Source organism: Pedobacter polysacchareus (assembly GCF_019802255.1).
Classification (GTDB): domain Bacteria; phylum Bacteroidota; class Bacteroidia; order Sphingobacteriales; family Sphingobacteriaceae; genus Pedobacter; species Pedobacter polysacchareus.
Genome location: NZ_JAHYSS010000003.1, coordinates 751,718 through 767,251, shown reverse-complemented (window position 1 = coordinate 767,251; position 15,534 = coordinate 751,718). Strand labels below are relative to the sequence as shown.

14 protein-coding genes are annotated in these 15,534 nt (G+C 39.4%); 8 read left to right on the top strand and 6 right to left on the bottom strand.

What is annotated here, in order from left to right; all coding sequences use genetic code 11:
• The first annotated feature begins 29 nt into the window (after nucleotides 1–29).
• Together K7X70_RS10945 and lysA are read left to right on the top strand one after the other, a co-directional pair.
• A complete protein-coding gene (locus K7X70_RS10945; protein ID WP_222537098.1) occupies nucleotides 30–1,343 on the top strand; it encodes an aspartate kinase in 1,314 nt (437 codons plus the stop codon).
• A 184-nt stretch (nucleotides 1,344–1,527) separates the two neighbouring features.
• The gene (gene lysA, locus K7X70_RS10940; protein ID WP_222537097.1) at nucleotides 1,528–2,685 is read left to right on the top strand and encodes a diaminopimelate decarboxylase; all 1,158 of its coding nucleotides are present in this window, start codon (nucleotides 1,528–1,530) and stop codon (nucleotides 2,683–2,685) included.
• 118 nt (nucleotides 2,686–2,803) lie between these two features.
• Here the strand turns inward: lysA and K7X70_RS10935 are convergent, their stop codons facing one another.
• Both K7X70_RS10935 and K7X70_RS10930 read right to left on the bottom strand, forming a co-directional pair.
• Nucleotides 2,804–3,187 carry an SRPBCC domain-containing protein gene (locus K7X70_RS10935; RefSeq protein WP_187668289.1) on the bottom strand — a complete coding sequence of 128 codons (384 nt, stop codon included), beginning with the start codon at nucleotides 3,185–3,187 and terminating at the stop codon, nucleotides 2,804–2,806.
• Between the two features lie 86 nt (nucleotides 3,188–3,273).
• On the bottom strand, nucleotides 3,274–4,464 hold the full coding sequence (locus K7X70_RS10930) for an acyl-CoA dehydrogenase family protein (RefSeq protein ID WP_222537096.1): 1,191 nt from the start codon (nucleotides 4,462–4,464) through the stop codon (nucleotides 3,274–3,276).
• A 137-nt stretch (nucleotides 4,465–4,601) separates the two neighbouring features.
• On the opposite strand from K7X70_RS10930, the gene K7X70_RS10925 reads away from it, so the two are divergent.
• Both K7X70_RS10925 and K7X70_RS10920 read left to right on the top strand, forming a co-directional pair.
• Nucleotides 4,602–4,979, top strand: a complete 378-nt coding sequence (locus tag K7X70_RS10925; protein ID WP_222537095.1) for a dihydroneopterin aldolase — start codon at nucleotides 4,602–4,604, stop codon at nucleotides 4,977–4,979.
• A gap of 52 nt (nucleotides 4,980–5,031) precedes the next feature.
• Nucleotides 5,032–6,429, top strand: a complete 1,398-nt coding sequence (locus K7X70_RS10920) for an FAD-binding oxidoreductase (protein ID WP_222537094.1) — start codon at nucleotides 5,032–5,034, stop codon at nucleotides 6,427–6,429.
• 137 nt (nucleotides 6,430–6,566) lie between these two features.
• Here K7X70_RS10920 and K7X70_RS10915 read toward each other — a convergent pair whose 3' ends face one another.
• Entirely contained in the window at nucleotides 6,567–7,049 is a 483-nt protein-coding gene (locus K7X70_RS10915) for an acyl-CoA thioesterase (protein WP_222537093.1), read from the bottom strand.
• Nucleotides 7,050–7,124: 75 nt separating this feature from the next.
• On the opposite strand from K7X70_RS10915, the gene K7X70_RS10910 reads away from it, so the two are divergent.
• Nucleotides 7,125–7,559 carry an Hsp20/alpha crystallin family protein gene (locus K7X70_RS10910; RefSeq protein ID WP_222537092.1) on the top strand — a complete coding sequence of 145 codons (435 nt, stop codon included), beginning with the start codon at nucleotides 7,125–7,127 and terminating at the stop codon, nucleotides 7,557–7,559.
• A 148-nt stretch (nucleotides 7,560–7,707) separates the two neighbouring features.
• On the opposite strand, the gene K7X70_RS10905 is transcribed toward K7X70_RS10910, so the two are convergent.
• The gene (locus tag K7X70_RS10905; RefSeq protein WP_062549353.1) at nucleotides 7,708–9,099 is read right to left on the bottom strand and encodes an arginine decarboxylase; all 1,392 of its coding nucleotides are present in this window, start codon (nucleotides 9,097–9,099) and stop codon (nucleotides 7,708–7,710) included.
• Nucleotides 9,100–9,201: 102 nt separating this feature from the next.
• Here K7X70_RS10905 and K7X70_RS10900 point away from each other — a divergent pair, with 102 nt between their 5' ends.
• Both K7X70_RS10900 and argS read left to right on the top strand, forming a co-directional pair.
• Complete coding sequence (locus tag K7X70_RS10900; RefSeq protein WP_222537091.1) at nucleotides 9,202–10,152, top strand: arginase; 951 nt, start codon at nucleotides 9,202–9,204, stop codon at nucleotides 10,150–10,152.
• 3 nt (nucleotides 10,153–10,155) lie between these two features.
• Nucleotides 10,156–11,934, top strand: a complete 1,779-nt coding sequence (gene argS / locus K7X70_RS10895) for an arginine--tRNA ligase (RefSeq protein ID WP_222537090.1) — start codon at nucleotides 10,156–10,158, stop codon at nucleotides 11,932–11,934.
• A 108-nt stretch (nucleotides 11,935–12,042) separates the two neighbouring features.
• On the opposite strand, the gene K7X70_RS10890 is transcribed toward argS, so the two are convergent.
• Entirely contained in the window at nucleotides 12,043–12,609 is a 567-nt protein-coding gene (locus K7X70_RS10890; protein ID WP_222537089.1) for a hypothetical protein, read from the bottom strand.
• A 60-nt stretch (nucleotides 12,610–12,669) separates the two neighbouring features.
• Complete coding sequence (locus K7X70_RS10885) at nucleotides 12,670–13,788, bottom strand: AI-2E family transporter (protein WP_222537088.1); 1,119 nt, start codon at nucleotides 13,786–13,788, stop codon at nucleotides 12,670–12,672.
• Nucleotides 13,789–13,966: 178 nt separating this feature from the next.
• Here K7X70_RS10885 and mnmE point away from each other — a divergent pair, with 178 nt between their 5' ends.
• Nucleotides 13,967–15,334 carry a tRNA uridine-5-carboxymethylaminomethyl(34) synthesis GTPase MnmE gene (gene mnmE, locus K7X70_RS10880; protein WP_222537087.1) on the top strand — a complete coding sequence of 456 codons (1,368 nt, stop codon included), beginning with the start codon at nucleotides 13,967–13,969 and terminating at the stop codon, nucleotides 15,332–15,334.
• Nucleotides 15,335–15,534: the final 200 nt, after the last annotated feature.

Here is a 15,534-nt window from a genome sequence, read left to right as displayed (position 1 = left end):
TCAAAAAATAAAATTCTTACCTCAATTAAATGAAGATATTAAAGTTTGGAGGAACTTCTGTAGGAAGCCCTGAGCGCATGAAAAAGTTGCTGGATATCATTAATCCGGCCGAAGAGCAAATTGTGGTCCTATCAGCTGTGTCTGGTACAACCAATAGTTTAGTGGAAATTTCAGGCAAACTTTTAAAGGAGGATAAACAGGTGGCGTTAAGCTTAATTAACGCATTGCACCAGAAATATAATGAGTTCATTATTGAACTATTGCCTGAAGGAGAGTTTCGCGAACAAGGACAAGAAGTAGTGGAGTACCATTTTGGTTTTCTAGCTTCTTTAGTGAATGATATTTTCACTCCAATTGAAGAAAAAGTTGTGCTGGCACAGGGTGAACTGTTGTCTACCACCTTATACCATATTTACCTGAAATCGATCGGCGTACCATCGGTATTGCTTCCTGCATTGGATTTCATGAAAACTGATGAAGATAATGAGCCGGATGTTCCGTATAGCACGAAACATTTAACGCCTTTATTGGAGCAGCATAAAGGAAATAAATTGTTCATTACCCAAGGTTTTATCTGTAGAAACAGCTTTGGTGAGGTGGATAACCTGCGTCGTGGTGGAAGTGATTATACGGCTTCTTTAATCGGCGCTGCCATTCTTGCGGAAGAGGTTCAGATTTGGACGGACATCGACGGGATGCATAACAATGATCCAAGGATTGTTAAAGGTACCAAGCCGATTTCTCACCTTTCTTTTGATGAAGCTGCGGAGCTTGCCTATTTCGGTGCAAAGATTTTACACCCACAGTCGGTATTCCCTGCACAGAAATATAAAATCCCTGTAAGGTTATTGAATACCATGGAGCCTTCTGCTGCCGGTACTTTAATCTCTGCGGAAAGTGAAAAAGGAAAGATCAAATCTATTGCTGCCAAAGATGGTATCATCGCGATTAAGATCCAGTCTAGCCGTATGTTATTGGCTTATGGTTTCTTAAGAAGGGTTTTTGAGATCTTTGAACGTTATAAAACACCAATCGATATGATTACTACTTCTGAAGTAGCAGTTTCATTGACGATTGATTTTACGGACAACCTGGATAAAATCGTGGAAGAACTTCATGCTTTCGGTTCCGTGGAAATTGATAAGAACCAAAGTATTGTTTGTGTAGTTGGTGATTTCAGCGCGCAAACGCATGGTTATGCGGCAAGAGTTTTAGATTCTATCAAGCATATTCCAATCAGAATGATTTCTTATGGAGGCAGTAATTATAACATCTCTTTATTGATCAATACTGATGATAAGACGGAAGCTTTAAAAAGCTTACACAACCGTTTATTTGAATAAGAGAGGTTACCTCTTTCTTAGCCAGATCATAGCGGCAACAAGAATTACAACGAGTAGGATAAAGAGTTTAACTCTTCTATCGTACTCGTTTCTACTCAATCTGTTGTTCTTGAAATCGACATAATTGCCGAAATAGATAAAACTCAGAACAACAATAAAAAATATAATCAGATACTTGAACATTATGTTTTCCGAAAAAGATATAGCACGTTTCGCGAATTTAGAAACACCCTTTTATTATTACGACCTTAACCTGCTGCAAAATACATTGAATGATTGTGCAGCGGCGGCAAAGGTATATAATTTTCATGTGCACTATGCTATGAAAGCAAATTTCAATCCTGCAGTATTAAAAAAAATTAAGGAGGTAGGTTTTGGGGCCGACTGTGTAAGCGGCGGCGAAGTGAGCAAGGCGATTGAACTAGGATTTGATCAGAAGCAGGTCGTTTTTGCGGGTGTTGGGAAATCAGACAGAGAGATCAATGAGGCTTTAGACCAGGATATTTTCTGCTTCAATGTAGAGTCTATCCAGGAATTGGAAGTGATCAATGAATTGGCTGGTAAGAAAGGGAAAGTAGCAAGAGTAGCAATTCGCATCAACCCGAATGTAGATGCACATACGCATCATAACATCACTACAGGATTAGATGAGAATAAATTCGGTGTAAATTCATGGGATTTACCTGCTTGTGTGGATACTTTAAAAGAGAGTGCAAGCCTGGAATTTATCGGCGTGCATTTCCATATCGGCTCGCAGATCACCAACTTAGACGTTTACAAAAACCTATGTGTGCGTGTAAATGAATTCGCAGCCTGGTTTGAAGAGCGTGGATTTATTGTGAAAGTCCTGAATGTTGGTGGTGGTTTAGGTATTGATTATCACAATCCAGAACAGCAGATTCCTGATTTCGCAGCTTATTTTAAAGTTTTCCAGGAGTTTTTAGAGGTAAGGTCTAACCAGGAGGTTCATTTCGAATTGGGAAGAGCATTAGTTGGGCAATCTGCTTCATTAATCAGCAGGGTGCTGTATGTGAAAAATGGAAAGAAAAAGAACTTCATCATTTTAGATGCTGGAATGACAGAATTGATGAGACCTGCTTTATATCAGGCTTACCATAAAATTGAGAACATCTCTAAACTTGATGTTGCAGATGCCGTAAAATATGATGTGGTTGGGCCTATCTGTGAGAGTACCGACTGTTTTGGTAAAGAAGTAGAGCTTCCGGAAACTTTCCGTAGAGATTTGATCGCTTTACGTAGTACAGGTGCGTATGGAGAGGTAATGGCTTCCCATTACAATTTAAGAGAGAACATCGTTTCTGTTTACGATACAGAAGCATAAGTTATCTTTATATATAAAAAAAGCTTGTTGAAACGCTTGAGATTCCATGGTTTCAACAAGCTTTTTTTATGGGCTTTCCTGCGATTATTCAGGATGCGTTCCCGGATCTGTTATATGCTTAGTCTTCTTCGAAAAAGTCGATCAGGCCTCCAAAGTAATATTCTGTTAATCCAGCAGTGAAATCATCATAGTCTTCATCAGGAATATTCGTCTGCACGAACTCAAGAGAAGTTCCTTTTTTATCTTCATGGAATTTAATGGTCACGATAGAAGGCTCGTTGTCTTCTCCGAAATACCATTGCTGAACCAGTTTTTTGCCAGGTTCGAATTCCAGGTTTTTACCTACGATATCGCCATCCCAGAATGAAAATTCTGTGCCTGGTTCTTCTGTAAATTCTACTTCTGCGCCAGTCCAGAGTTGGATACTTTGTGCTTTTGTCATCGCTAAATACACTTCTTCAGGAGGTGCAGGCAGCTGGTAATATTTTTTAAATGTCTTCATGCGCTGTTAAAATGCAAATATATCCAAATAAGCAAGGAAAATGGTCCTTTTATAAGGTTTAAAATGAGTTTCTATGATAACTAGTACTATTTGAATGCGTTTATTCCAGTAATATCCATTCCTGTAATGAGGAGGTGGATATCATGTGTTCCTTCGTAGGTGACTACAGATTCCAGGTTCATCATGTGTCTCATAATCGAATATTCGCCGGTAATCCCCATTCCGCCTAGCATCTGACGTGCATTTCTGGCAATGTCCAATGCAATTTCTACACTGTTTCTTTTGGCCATGGAAATCTGTTCTGCTGTTGCACGGTTTTCAGATTTAAGTACACCTAAACGCCATACTAAAAGTTGAGCTTTGGTAATTTCGGTGACCATTTCTGCGAGTTTCTTCTGCTGCAATTGGAATCCGCCGATTGGCTTGCCAAACTGTACGCGTTCCTTGGAGTAGCGCAGTGCGGTATCATAGCAATCCATAGCAGCGCCTAATGCTCCCCATGCAATGCCGTAACGAGCCTGATTTAGGCAACCTAATGGTCCTTTTAATCCAGTAATGTCAGGGAAAATATTTTCTTTAGGAACCTTTACATTGTCGAATACCAGTTCTCCGGTTGCAGAAGCCCTCAAGCTCCATTTGTTATGCGTTTCTGGAGTGGTAAAACCTTCCATACCGCGTTCTACAACCAGGCCTCTGATTTTGCCAGACTCGTCTTTTGCCCAAACCACTGCGATATCGGCAAATGGGGCGTTTGAAATCCACATTTTCGCACCATTTAGCAGGTAATGATCTCCTTTATCTTTTATATTGGTCACCATTCCACCGGGATTAGAGCCATGATCTGGTTCTGTGAGTCCAAAGCAGCCCATCAATTCGCCTGTGGCTAATTTCGGTAAGTATTTTTTACGTTGTTCTTCTGTGCCATAAGCAAAGATTGGATACATGACCAATGAGCCTTGTACGGAGGCGGTAGACCTGATTCCAGAGTCTCCACGCTCAATTTCCTGCATTAATATGCCATAAGCGATATAATCTAAACCTGCACCACCATATTCCAGAGGAATCGTTGGGCCAAAAGCGCCAATTTCTCCTAATCCTTTGATTAGATGTTTCGGGAATTCTGCTCTTTGTGCGTAATCTTCGATGATTGGGCTGACTTCTTTTTTAACCCAATCTCTGGCGGAAGAACGGATCAGCTTATGTTCGTCACTTAGTAATTCATCTAACTGATAGTAGTCAGGAGCTTCATAGAGGTCTTTTTTTGCAGATTTACTCATAGGTCAGGAGATATTTGGTCTTTGTTTCTCGCCTGATTTTTTAATCAGGCTCATTTCAAAGTTAATGATTTCGAGGAATGATTTAATAATTTAAAGGAATGGCTGGTAATAACCGTTCAAAGATTTATTTTTGTCAAATGAGCAATGCTAAAAGCTATATTCAAACGGTTGCATTAAGGGATGTAAAATGTTATGCTTTTCACGGATATTATCCTGAGGAGCAGTTAACAGGAATTTATTTCATGGTAGATGTTGTGGTTACTTTTGTCCATACTGGAGATACAGAAAATTTGAGCCATACAGTGAATTATGAAGTACTGAACACTATTTTGCTGGAAGAGATGGCGAATACACAGAAAATGCTGGAGACGGTGGTGCGGAGAATTTTGGATCGTGTGATCGATAATTATCCATTTGTGCGTACTGGGAAAGTGGGTATTCGGAAATTGAATCCACCTATGCCTGGAGAAATCGGCCATTCTTTTGTAGAGTTGAGCTATGAAGCGCCTCAATAATTGCCTTGAAATTTATCTATTATTCTTTTAAAAAGCCTAAACTTTTATGACCATGGAATTTACTAAAATTACTGTCGACCTGCTGGACCTGATCAAAGCTGCTGTTGGTGCAGATAGTGTTTTTACTGATGAAGAAACTTTGAGTATTTATTGTCATGATGAGACTGAAGATTTGAAGTATTACCCGGAAGTGGTGGTGAAACCAAAAGATACGGAATCTGTATCCGCCTTGCTTAAGATTTGCCATCAATATGTAGTTCCTGTTACCCCTAGAGGTGGAGGGACGGGTTTAAGCGGCGCGGCCTTGCCAGTTTTTGGCGGCGTATTGTTGTCTATGGAACGCTTTAAAAAGATCATCGATATTGATACCGAGAATCTTCAGGCCATTGTAGAGCCAGGCGTGATTACACAGGAATTTATGGATGCAGTGGCGGAGAAGGGCTTGCTTTATCCGATTGATCCTTCGAGTAAAGGTTCATGTTTTATAGGTGGCAATGTGGCCCATGGTTCAGGCGGACCAAGGGTAGTTAAATATGGCACCATCAGAGAATATATATTAAACCTGGAAGTGGTTTTGCCTAACGGTGAAATCATCTGGACAGGTGCAAATACGCTTAAATATGCTTCTGGCTATAACCTGACGCAGTTGATGATCGGTTCTGAGGGAACTTTGGCGGTGGTAACTAAGATCGTAACGAAATTGATTCCCAGATCAGAAAATAATGTGCTGATGCTGGCTTCATTTGCGGAAAATGAACAGGCATGTGCTGCGGTATCTGCTATTTTCCGTGCGGAAGTGATTCCTTCTGCCCTGGAGTTCATGGAGCGAAGAGGAGTGGAGTGGGTGATTGAATTCGATCAGATCAAGTTTAACCTTAAAGATGGCATCAATGCTTTTCTGTTGATAGAATTTGATGGGAATGATATGGATAGTATTTTCAAGGATTGTGAAAAGGTGAATGCGGTATTAGAGCAGTTTGGTTGTACAGATGTGCTGTTTGCCGATACTGCTCAGCAAAAAGAAGAATTATGGCGTATGAGAAGGATTATGCCGGAATCGGTGAAATCTAATTCTATCTATAAAGAAGAAGATACGGTGGTTCCTCGGGCAGCTTTGCCGAAATTGATCAACGGCATCAAAGAGATCGGTTCCAGGTATGGTTTCGAAAGCGTATGCTACGGCCATGCTGGTGATGGAAATCTACATGTGAATATCATTAAGGCGGGAATGAGCGATGAAGATTGGCATACTAAACTTAAAGACGGTATCGTTGAGATTTTTGAATTGACGAGCGCTTTGGGTGGTACAATTTCAGGCGAACATGGGATCGGTTTGGTACAAAAAGACTTCATGTCGATTAAATATTCGGAAGTACACCTAAATTTAATGAGGGGAATTAAACAGGTGTTTGATCCTGCAGGAATTCTAAATCCAGGAAAGATATTTTAATTGATCTAATGTTGGTTATTTGATCTATTATTGGTTGGTGACCTGTTATGAGTAGCTAATATACTATTGGCGTCTTGCTTTTAATCTTTCAAAGAAATTTAAAAGCAAGAGGCTGTTTTTTTACAATGTTTAGTTTCCTAAAGCTGTTCAAATGAAATCATTTTTGTTCTTTCATTATCAGGAATAGCGGAGGAGGTTTTAGTGCTATAATCAAATGCGACGCAGACGGTTTTTCCTTTACTGCAGATGACTTCTTCTCCATGTACTAATTTAACCAGTAAATATTCCAGATCGAAACTGCTTTTTCCTATTCTTGACGTTCTTACGTACATGCTGATTTTATCCTCTGGATAGATTGGGGTATGGTAGTCCAGCTCTGCTTTGGCGATGACTACCCCGGTTTTTCTCCAATCCCATTTTACCGCCGTATTCCAATACTTTACTCTGGCCATCTCCATGTAGGTAAAGTACACCGCATTATTCACATGGCCCATCATATCAAAATCTGCAAAACGGGTTTCTATCTGCGTTTTATACTTAAAACTGTCGAAATGGTTGACTATGTCTGTCTTTTTGTCTGTTGTTTTTGTTTTCTTGCGCCAAAATGTCTTAAATATCATAGATAATTGAATTGGTATAAGTGTTGATTATATTGAATTATAAAATTAAAACTTAAAATAAAAGGAGAATAAGCGATGACACTAGTAAATTTTAATAACAGAACCAGAAACACTGCACCTTATTTTAACAATGTATTTGATTCTTTGTTCAGTGAGGCGTTAAATAAAAACTTAACGATTAACAAGATTCCAGGAGTAAACATTTTGGAAACAGCTGCAGAATACAAAATTGAATTGGCTGCACCTGGTCTAACTAAAGAAGATTTTCAAATCAACCTAAAGAAAGATACTTTGTCGGTATGGGCAGAGAAAAAGGTTGCGGAGACAGACGAGAAAAAAGATTATACACGCAAAGAGTTTGATTACTTCTCTTTTGCAAGATCATTTGTGTTGCCTGAAAGTATTGATGCAGAGAAAATCACTGCGGAATATACCAATGGAATTTTAAACATCACAATTGGTAAAAAAGACGAATCAAAATCTGCTGCGAAAGAGATTAAAGTTTCTTAATTAAGAAACAGAAGAGTTTTCATAATAAGTTTGGTTTAAGGTTGGGGACGCACCGGGGGGTGCGTCCCTTTTTTTGCCTAAAAATCAGGGCGAAAAAAAAGCGTGTGTCTTTTGGACACACGCTGTATAATTTGTTTAGGATCCGGTTTTAAACGTAACCCAGGATTTTTAATACTTGTTTACTGTTTTGTTCCTCTCCGAACACTTCAAAGTTGAAAGTTTCATCTCTGTTTCTACGGATAATTACATGCTTCGGACTCGGCAATAAACAATGGTGAATACCACCATAACCGCTCAATACTTCCTGATAAGCTCCGGTATTGAAGAAGCCCAGGTATTGTACTTTACGTGTTTTCGGCATAAATACACTGTTCATATGTGCTTCCTGATTGTAATAATCCTGACCATCACAAGTGATGCCTCCTAAGTTGACACGCTCATACTCAGCATCCCAGTTGTTAATCGGCAATAAAATGTATTTCTGGTTTAACGCCCAAACGTCTGGAAGATTGGTGATGAATGAACCATCCAGCATCAGCCATTTCTCTCTGTCGTTCTGTTGTTTACGTCCCAATACTTTGTATAAGATACCAGATGCTTCAGCAACGGTATATTTTCCAAATTCAGTAATGATATCTGGTTCTACTACATCGTGCTCAGCACAGATTTCTTTAATCCTTTTTACGATCTCATTTACCATGTATTCGTAATCGAAATCGAATACTAAAGAGTCTTTGAACGGCATACCACCACCGATGTCTAAAGTATCCAGCTCAGGATTGATCTTTTTGAACTTGCAATATAAAGTCACATATTTTTCAAGTTCGTTCCAGTAATAAGGAGAATCTGTAATACCTGAATTGATAAAGAAGTGCAATAGTTTTACTCTGAAGTTTGGATTTGCAGAGATCTTATTGTTGTAAAACTCAATCACATCTTCCATACGTACACCCAGTCTTGAAGTATAAAACTGCGAGTCTGGTTGTTCTTCAGCAGCGATTCGGATACCCAGGTTACAAGGTGTATCTAATTCTACCTCATCATCAAAAAGGTTAAACTCCTCTTTGTTGTCCAATACTGGAATGATGTTTTTGTATCCGTCGTGCAACATATCGATGATATATTGTTTGTACTGATAAGTTTTAAATCCATTACAGATTACCGTAATGTCTTTGGTTAGGGCACCTTTTTTCTCCAAAGCCTCAATCATAGGCATATCAAATGCTGATGAGGTTTCCAGGTGAATGCCATTCTTTAAGGCTTCTTCAACAATGTGCCTGAAGTGCGAACTTTTAGTACAGTAACAATACTTATAGTCCCCACGGTAATTGTTCTTGATGATAGCCGTTTGAAATAATAATTTGGCTTGTTGGATTTTCTTAGTTATCATTGGGAGATAAGTGAAACGTAATGGCGTACCATAGGTTTCAATCATTTCCATCAGATTGAGATCTTGAAAATACAATTCGTCGTCTATAACGCTGTAACCTTCCTGAGGGAAACCAACACTTAGATCAAGAAATTCGGAGTAACTCTGCATTTTTTATATTTTTGAACAATTATTTAAAGGGGTAGCTAATTAAATGAGTTAATTTTCGGCTCAAAGATAATCACTTTATAAAATACACTTGTATTTTTTTTTATGACTAAGACTTTAAAAATTATTGAGGTAAAATCCGAGATTGGCGCCGGTACACGGGGAGCTAGTTTAGGAGTGGATGCAATTAAGATTGCAGCGTTGGATTTTGGGAGTAGATTCTTCAAAAAACATAAATCTATAGAAGTGCCAAATGAGAATCATTTGTTGCTTGAAGGCACCGGGAGTCCGTATGCGAAACGGATTTCAGGGATATTGACCATGGTAGAGCGGGTGAGTGATCAGGTGCGGACTACCTTAGAAGAGAAAGAGTTTCCGGTAGTTTTAGCAGGAGATCACAGCACTGCAGCGGGTACGATTGCGGGGATAAAAGCGGCTTTTCCAAAGTCGAAATTAGGGGTGATTTGGATCGATGCGCATGCAGATATCCATTCTCCGTACACTACTCCTTCCGGAAATATGCACGGAATGCCCTTAGCGATGTCACTTGACGAAGATAATTTAGAGTCGAAAGTGAACAAGCTGGATCAGGAAACGATCAACTACTGGTTTCAGCTAAAAAACGTTGGAAATATAGCACCTAAGATTAATTATCGCGATCTTGTGCTGATTTCTGCGCGGGATATGGAGAAGCCGGAAGAATACTTGCTGAAGAAAAATAAAGTCAAGATCTTTACGACGGCTGATGTCCGGAAAAGAGGGGTAGAGCGGACAGTGATTGATACCTTGGTGTATCTTGATCATTGTGATCTCATTTATGTTTCATTTGACGTGGATTCAATGGATCCTACGGCATCCAGGGGAACGGGAACACCGGTTGCTCAAGGATTGACAGAAAGAGAAGCAGGTAAGCTGATGTCTGGCCTGATCACCAATCAGAAAGTATGCTGCTTCGAGATTGTAGAAGTGAATCCAACTCTCGACAGGGAGAATCAAATGGCAGAACATGCTTTTGAAATTTTAATTAAAGCGACTAACGCTTTTAGAAACGAGTAAATTATGAATATCGAACAACATATCACCACAGCAACGATTGCTGCGGTAAAGCAATTATACGGTCAGGATCTTCCAGAAAACCAAGTAAGTTTACAAGATACCAGAGCTGAATTTGAAGGACAGATCACTATTGTGGTTTTTCCTATCGTGCGTTTCTCTAAAAAATCTCCGGAAGTAACAGCAGCGGAACTTGGAGAATACTTGGTGGCAAACATAGAAGAAGTTACTGCATTTAATGTAATTAAGGGATTTCTTAACTTATCAGTAGCAGATAGCTATTGGCTGAGCCTTTTCAATCAGGAGCTTTTGAGCCCTGAATTTGGAGCAATTGCACCGAATGGCAAAAAGGTAATGGTAGAATATTCATCACCAAATACCAACAAACCTTTACACTTAGGACACGTTAGAAACAATCTGTTAGGTTATTCTGTGGCGGAATTGCTAAAAGCAAGCGGTCATGAAGTCATCAAAGTGAACCTGGTAAACGACCGTGGTATTCATATCTGTAAGTCTATGCTGGCCTGGCAGAAATGGGGAAATGGCGAAACTCCGGAAAGCTCTGGCTTAAAAGGGGATCACCTGGTAGGAAAGTACTATGTGATCTTTGATAAAGAGTATAAAAAAGAAATTGAGGCTTTAAAAGAAGCGGGTCAGACAGAAGAGGAAGCTAAGAAGAATGCGCCATTAATTTTAGAAGCACAAAAAATGCTTCAGGATTGGGAAGCAGGAGACGAGGCGGTCATCAGCTTATGGAAAACGATGAACAGCTGGGTTTATGCTGGTTTTGAAGTGAGTTATAAAAACCTTGGTGTTGATTTCGACAAGTACTATTACGAGAGTAATACCTATTTATTAGGAAAAGGAACGGTAGAAGAAGGTTTAGAAAAAGGCGTGTTCTTTAAAAAACCAGATGGTTCTGTATGGATCGACTTAACTGCCGATGGTTTAGACCAGAAATTGGTTTTACGTGCTGATGGGACTTCGGTATACATCACTCAGGATTTGGGAACTGCTCAAATGAAACATGACGATTTCGGAATGGATGAGTCGATTTATGTGGTAGGAAATGAGCAGGATTACCATTTCAAGGTATTGTTCCTGATTTTAGAAAAATTGGGTAAAACCTGGGCCAAAGGCTTACACCACTTGTCGTACGGCATGGTGGATCTGCCAAGCGGCAAGATGAAATCCAGAGAAGGTACCGTAGTTGATGCCGATGATCTTGTTGCAGAGATGATCGAGACGGCGAAACAAAAAACGGAAGCGCTAGGAAAAGTAAATGACTTTAGCGAAGAAGAGAAAAGTGCTTTATATAACAATATTGGTTTAGGTGCTTTGAAGTACTTCCTCCTGAAAGTAGAGCCTAAGAAACGTCTGTTATTTGATCCTTCGGAGTCTATTGATTTTCAGGGAAATACAGGTCCTTTTATTCAATACACCCATGCCCGTATAAAATCTCTGTTAAATAAAGCTGGTTATAATGCTGGAAAAGGGGCTGCTGAAGTAGCGATCACTGCTACAGAACGTGAAATGATTATGTTACTTGCTAAATATCCTGCGGAGATTGTTGCTGCGGCGAAAGTGTTTAGTCCGGCAAGTTTGGCGAATTATCTATATGAGGTGGCTAAGATGTTCAATAAATTCTATCATGAGGTTCCACCGATTGTGAAAGAAGAAGATGAAGCGTTGAAACATCACCGTTTAAGTATTAGTGCGGTTACTGCGAATATTCTTAAAGCGGGTATGAAAATCTTAGGAATCACAGTTCCGGAAAGAATGTAATCATCAATTTTAACTGCCTAAAAAAGGTCCTGAGCATGATGTTCAGGACCTTTTTCTTTTACTCCGTATGATGCTTAATCAGGTTTATTCCTTTTGCACATGAAGCTGCTACGTAATGCCAGACAATTCGTAGGCCTTGTTGATTCGCGGCTGCAAAACCCAAACACCAATAAGTGGATAAATAATGGTGAAATCCAGTAAGTTGTAGTCGCTGCGGTCTACAGGGCGCTGTAATTCTATTACTTTTAACGTTTTTATCATAAAGTAGGTAGATTGGATAAGGCAGATGGCAGGATACACCAGGATTAGTCCTATTAAGACGGCTAGCGCAAAGAAACCAGATCCTCCAATTCCTTCGGTCTCCCGGTACAAGGTAACTGCTAAGAGGATAAAGGATGGGAAGAACGCGAATCCTACATTTCTTTTGAACTTTTTAATATTCATTGTTACATTAGCTGGTAATAGTGGATACAGATTTAGAGTACTGAAATATATCCAACCGCAAAATAAAGTCAGCAGATAAATTAAGGAGCACAGCTCAATCCAATAGCCACTAAAACCAGGCGTTCTAAAGGAACTGAAAAGATAGGGCAATACATAAGGTGCCAGGAATAAAGTAAAGAGCTGCCAGTGTTTTACGTTTAGTATCCAGCTAGCCTTTGTGTTCTGTTCCATTTTTTCTTTCAGAATGAAGTATTTAATTTGAGCATGATGCATTTAAGCTTAACTCAGGAGTTATTTTTGAGTTCCTGCCGAAGTCGGTACGCTTTTCTTTTTCCTGAAAGAGGCAAAGGTCATTGGGCTTTTTGAAGGCCTTTCATCACCAAGTAATACGCCCCATTGCTTAAACATTTCTGTTCTGTCGAAGATAACTTTTAATACAGCGATGATCGGCATAGATAGGAACATCCCTGATACACCGGCTATACTTCCACCAATGACGACCCCTAAAATGGCAAATAAGGCATTTATTTTCACTTTCGATCCTACAATCCTAGGCATCAGAATATTGTTGTCCAAGAACTGAACTCCGGCAATAACAGCAAGTACAGTGATGACCGGCCATAATTCTGTAGAAGAAGTCAGGGTAAGTAAAACACCGATAATGTTTCCTATTAATGCCCCTACATAAGGGATCAGGTTTAAGATCGCGAAAATTACACCAATCAGCAGCGCATGTTTAATGCCGATAAGCAAAAGGATTCCTCCCAGTAAAATGGTCATATAGGTTACCTGAATTAATAAGCCTACCAGGTAGTTTTTTATGATGGATTCAGTCTCATAAATAGCTTCTTTCACCTTTGGGTGATGATCTGGCTTGAACCACATGAACACAAAGCGCAATAGAATATCTTTGTAAAACAGCATCAGGTAGATGTAGATGGGCAATAGACCTACAAATACAAACAGTGAACTTAGGGTTACTGCTGCACCACTGGCCGCTTTACCTCCCATCGCCAGGAGGTCATCACTTTTTTCTGTAATGAACTTCATTTGCTCAGTAGTAGAGATATGACTGATTTTACCAAACCATTCGCTGAGGGTTTTTAAGTGTGCGTTCACATTGGATTTAATTTGTGGGAAGTCGTTTGCCAGCACACCTATCTGCGCGGAGAAGAACCATACAATGGATCCGACAAAGATGGCCACTAAAAGGATCGGTAAAATGATGGCCGCTATTTCCGGGAATTTGTATTTCCTTAAAAATCGAAATACGGGCAGGAGCATGATGCTGATGAAGAAGGCCATGATGACCGGCATGATGATGTCTTTTCCAATGACAAGTATGGTTCCTACAAGAACGATTCCGAGTAGTTCAATGGATCTTTTAACGGTAAGGGGCATGTCTTTCATAAGCGTCTGGCTAAATTAATGGGTCACATCAATGGTAACAAGATCAGATTTGAACTTGTTTTGATGGACCAGTAAGGATTTAATTGTAGTTTATTTGTTTTTTCAAAAACTAAACACGGTAAGGTATGAAATGTTTGGCTAGTTTTGTAAATAATAAAAACACAGAATATTTCTTCTTATGATCAGTAATGAAACTATAGTTGCCTTATCTACTCCTCAAGGAATCGGTGCGATCGGTGTAATTCGTCTTTCAGGTAAGGATGCGATCACGATCACGAACTCCGTTTTTAGTAAGGATTTGCTAAAACAAGATTCCCATACCTTACACTTTGGCTTGATCAAAGACGGTGATGTGGTGATTGATGAGGTGGTAGTCGCACTATTTGTAGCTCCAAAGTCTTATACAAAAGAAAATGTGGTGGAAATTAGCTGCCATGGTTCAAATTATATCATTCAGCAGATCATTTCTTTGTTGATTAGAAAAGGTGCTTCGGCAGCGAAACCTGGAGAGTTTACTTTAAGGGCGTTTTTGAATGGTTCTTTAGACTTATCGCAGGCAGAAGCTGTAGCAGATTTGATTTCTTCGGATTCTCAGGCTGCACATAGCGTGGCGATGAACCAGCTTAGAGGTGGTTTTAGTACGGAATTGAATGTGTTAAGAGAACAATTGATACATTTTGCTTCTATGATTGAATTGGAACTTGACTTCTCTGAAGAGGATGTGGAGTTTGCAAATAGAGATCAGCTGCAGGAGTTAATCAATAAGATCACATTGGTGATCAATAAACTGATCCGCTCGTTTGAGTTAGGAAATGTGATTAAAGAAGGGATCAACACGGTTATCGCCGGTAGACCAAATGCAGGAAAATCAACTTTGTTAAACGCGCTGTTAAATGAAGACCGTGCGATTGTAAGTGAAATTGCCGGAACTACACGCGATACGATTGAAGAGGTTTTGAATATTAATGGCATTAATTTCAGATTGATTGATACTGCAGGTATTAGAGAGGCTACGGACACGATTGAAGTGATTGGAGTAGAGAAAACAATGCAGAAGATTAGTCAGTCGGCAGTATTGGTGTATCTTTTTGATGTCGTGAATCTTTCTGCAAGCGAAATCAGAGATGATATTCAAAGTTTACACAAACCAGGAATTGCTTTTATCGCAGTGGCGAATAAAATCGATCTTTCATTTACAGATAGAGTGAAGGAATTAGGATTGCCTTCAGATATTAGCTTTATCTCTATTTCAGCGAAAGAAAATCAGCAGATTGAGGAGTTGAAACAGTTGCTGTATGATACTGCAGTAGGAGATAAGCTTTCTACGAACCATACAATGGTGACGAATATCAGACACGTGGAAGCGTTGCAGAAAACCAAAACGGCGCTGGATAGTGTGGTGAGAGGGCTAACAAATCCTGTGACTTCAGATTTCTTAGCGATGGATATTAAGCAAGCGCTTTATTATTTAGGTGAGATTACTGGGCAAGTGACTACGGACGACTTATTGGAGAATATATTTAGTAAGTTCTGCATTGGCAAATAATCCATGATAATTACTGCATAATTACGCTAAGTAATGACAAGTATATAGCTTATTGTTAACAAGTTATGTTAATTTCTTTTGTCCATATTTTTGGAAATATCACTTTGTTTTTCTGACTTTTGTAGCGCATTTGTAGCTTTTTTCTCCTAAAAATCAGGTGTAAAAATCATCTGGTAGATTATGGCGACTAACGACATCTA

What these genes read in the sequence shown, in the direction of transcription:
- K7X70_RS10945 (WP_222537098.1), top strand. Translation starts at nt 30, where the DNA reads ATGAAGATATTAAAGTTTGGAGGAACTTCTGTAGGAAGCCCTGAGCGC.
- lysA (WP_222537097.1), top strand. Translation starts at nt 1,528, where the DNA reads ATGTTTTCCGAAAAAGATATAGCACGTTTCGCGAATTTAGAAACACCC.
- K7X70_RS10935 (WP_187668289.1), bottom strand. Translation starts at nt 3,187, where the DNA reads ATGAAGACATTTAAAAAATATTACCAGCTGCCTGCACCTCCTGAAGAA.
- K7X70_RS10930 (WP_222537096.1), bottom strand. Translation starts at nt 4,464, where the DNA reads ATGAGTAAATCTGCAAAAAAAGACCTCTATGAAGCTCCTGACTACTAT.
- K7X70_RS10925 (WP_222537095.1), top strand. Translation starts at nt 4,602, where the DNA reads ATGAGCAATGCTAAAAGCTATATTCAAACGGTTGCATTAAGGGATGTA.
- K7X70_RS10920 (WP_222537094.1), top strand. Translation starts at nt 5,032, where the DNA reads ATGGAATTTACTAAAATTACTGTCGACCTGCTGGACCTGATCAAAGCT.
- K7X70_RS10915 (WP_222537093.1), bottom strand. Translation starts at nt 7,049, where the DNA reads ATGATATTTAAGACATTTTGGCGCAAGAAAACAAAAACAACAGACAAA.
- K7X70_RS10910 (WP_222537092.1), top strand. Translation starts at nt 7,125, where the DNA reads ATGACACTAGTAAATTTTAATAACAGAACCAGAAACACTGCACCTTAT.
- K7X70_RS10905 (WP_062549353.1), bottom strand. Translation starts at nt 9,099, where the DNA reads ATGCAGAGTTACTCCGAATTTCTTGATCTAAGTGTTGGTTTCCCTCAG.
- K7X70_RS10900 (WP_222537091.1), top strand. Translation starts at nt 9,202, where the DNA reads ATGACTAAGACTTTAAAAATTATTGAGGTAAAATCCGAGATTGGCGCC.
- argS (WP_222537090.1), top strand. Translation starts at nt 10,156, where the DNA reads ATGAATATCGAACAACATATCACCACAGCAACGATTGCTGCGGTAAAG.
- K7X70_RS10890 (WP_222537089.1), bottom strand. Translation starts at nt 12,609, where the DNA reads ATGGAACAGAACACAAAGGCTAGCTGGATACTAAACGTAAAACACTGG.
- K7X70_RS10885 (WP_222537088.1), bottom strand. Translation starts at nt 13,788, where the DNA reads ATGAAAGACATGCCCCTTACCGTTAAAAGATCCATTGAACTACTCGGA.
- mnmE (WP_222537087.1), top strand. Translation starts at nt 13,967, where the DNA reads ATGATCAGTAATGAAACTATAGTTGCCTTATCTACTCCTCAAGGAATC.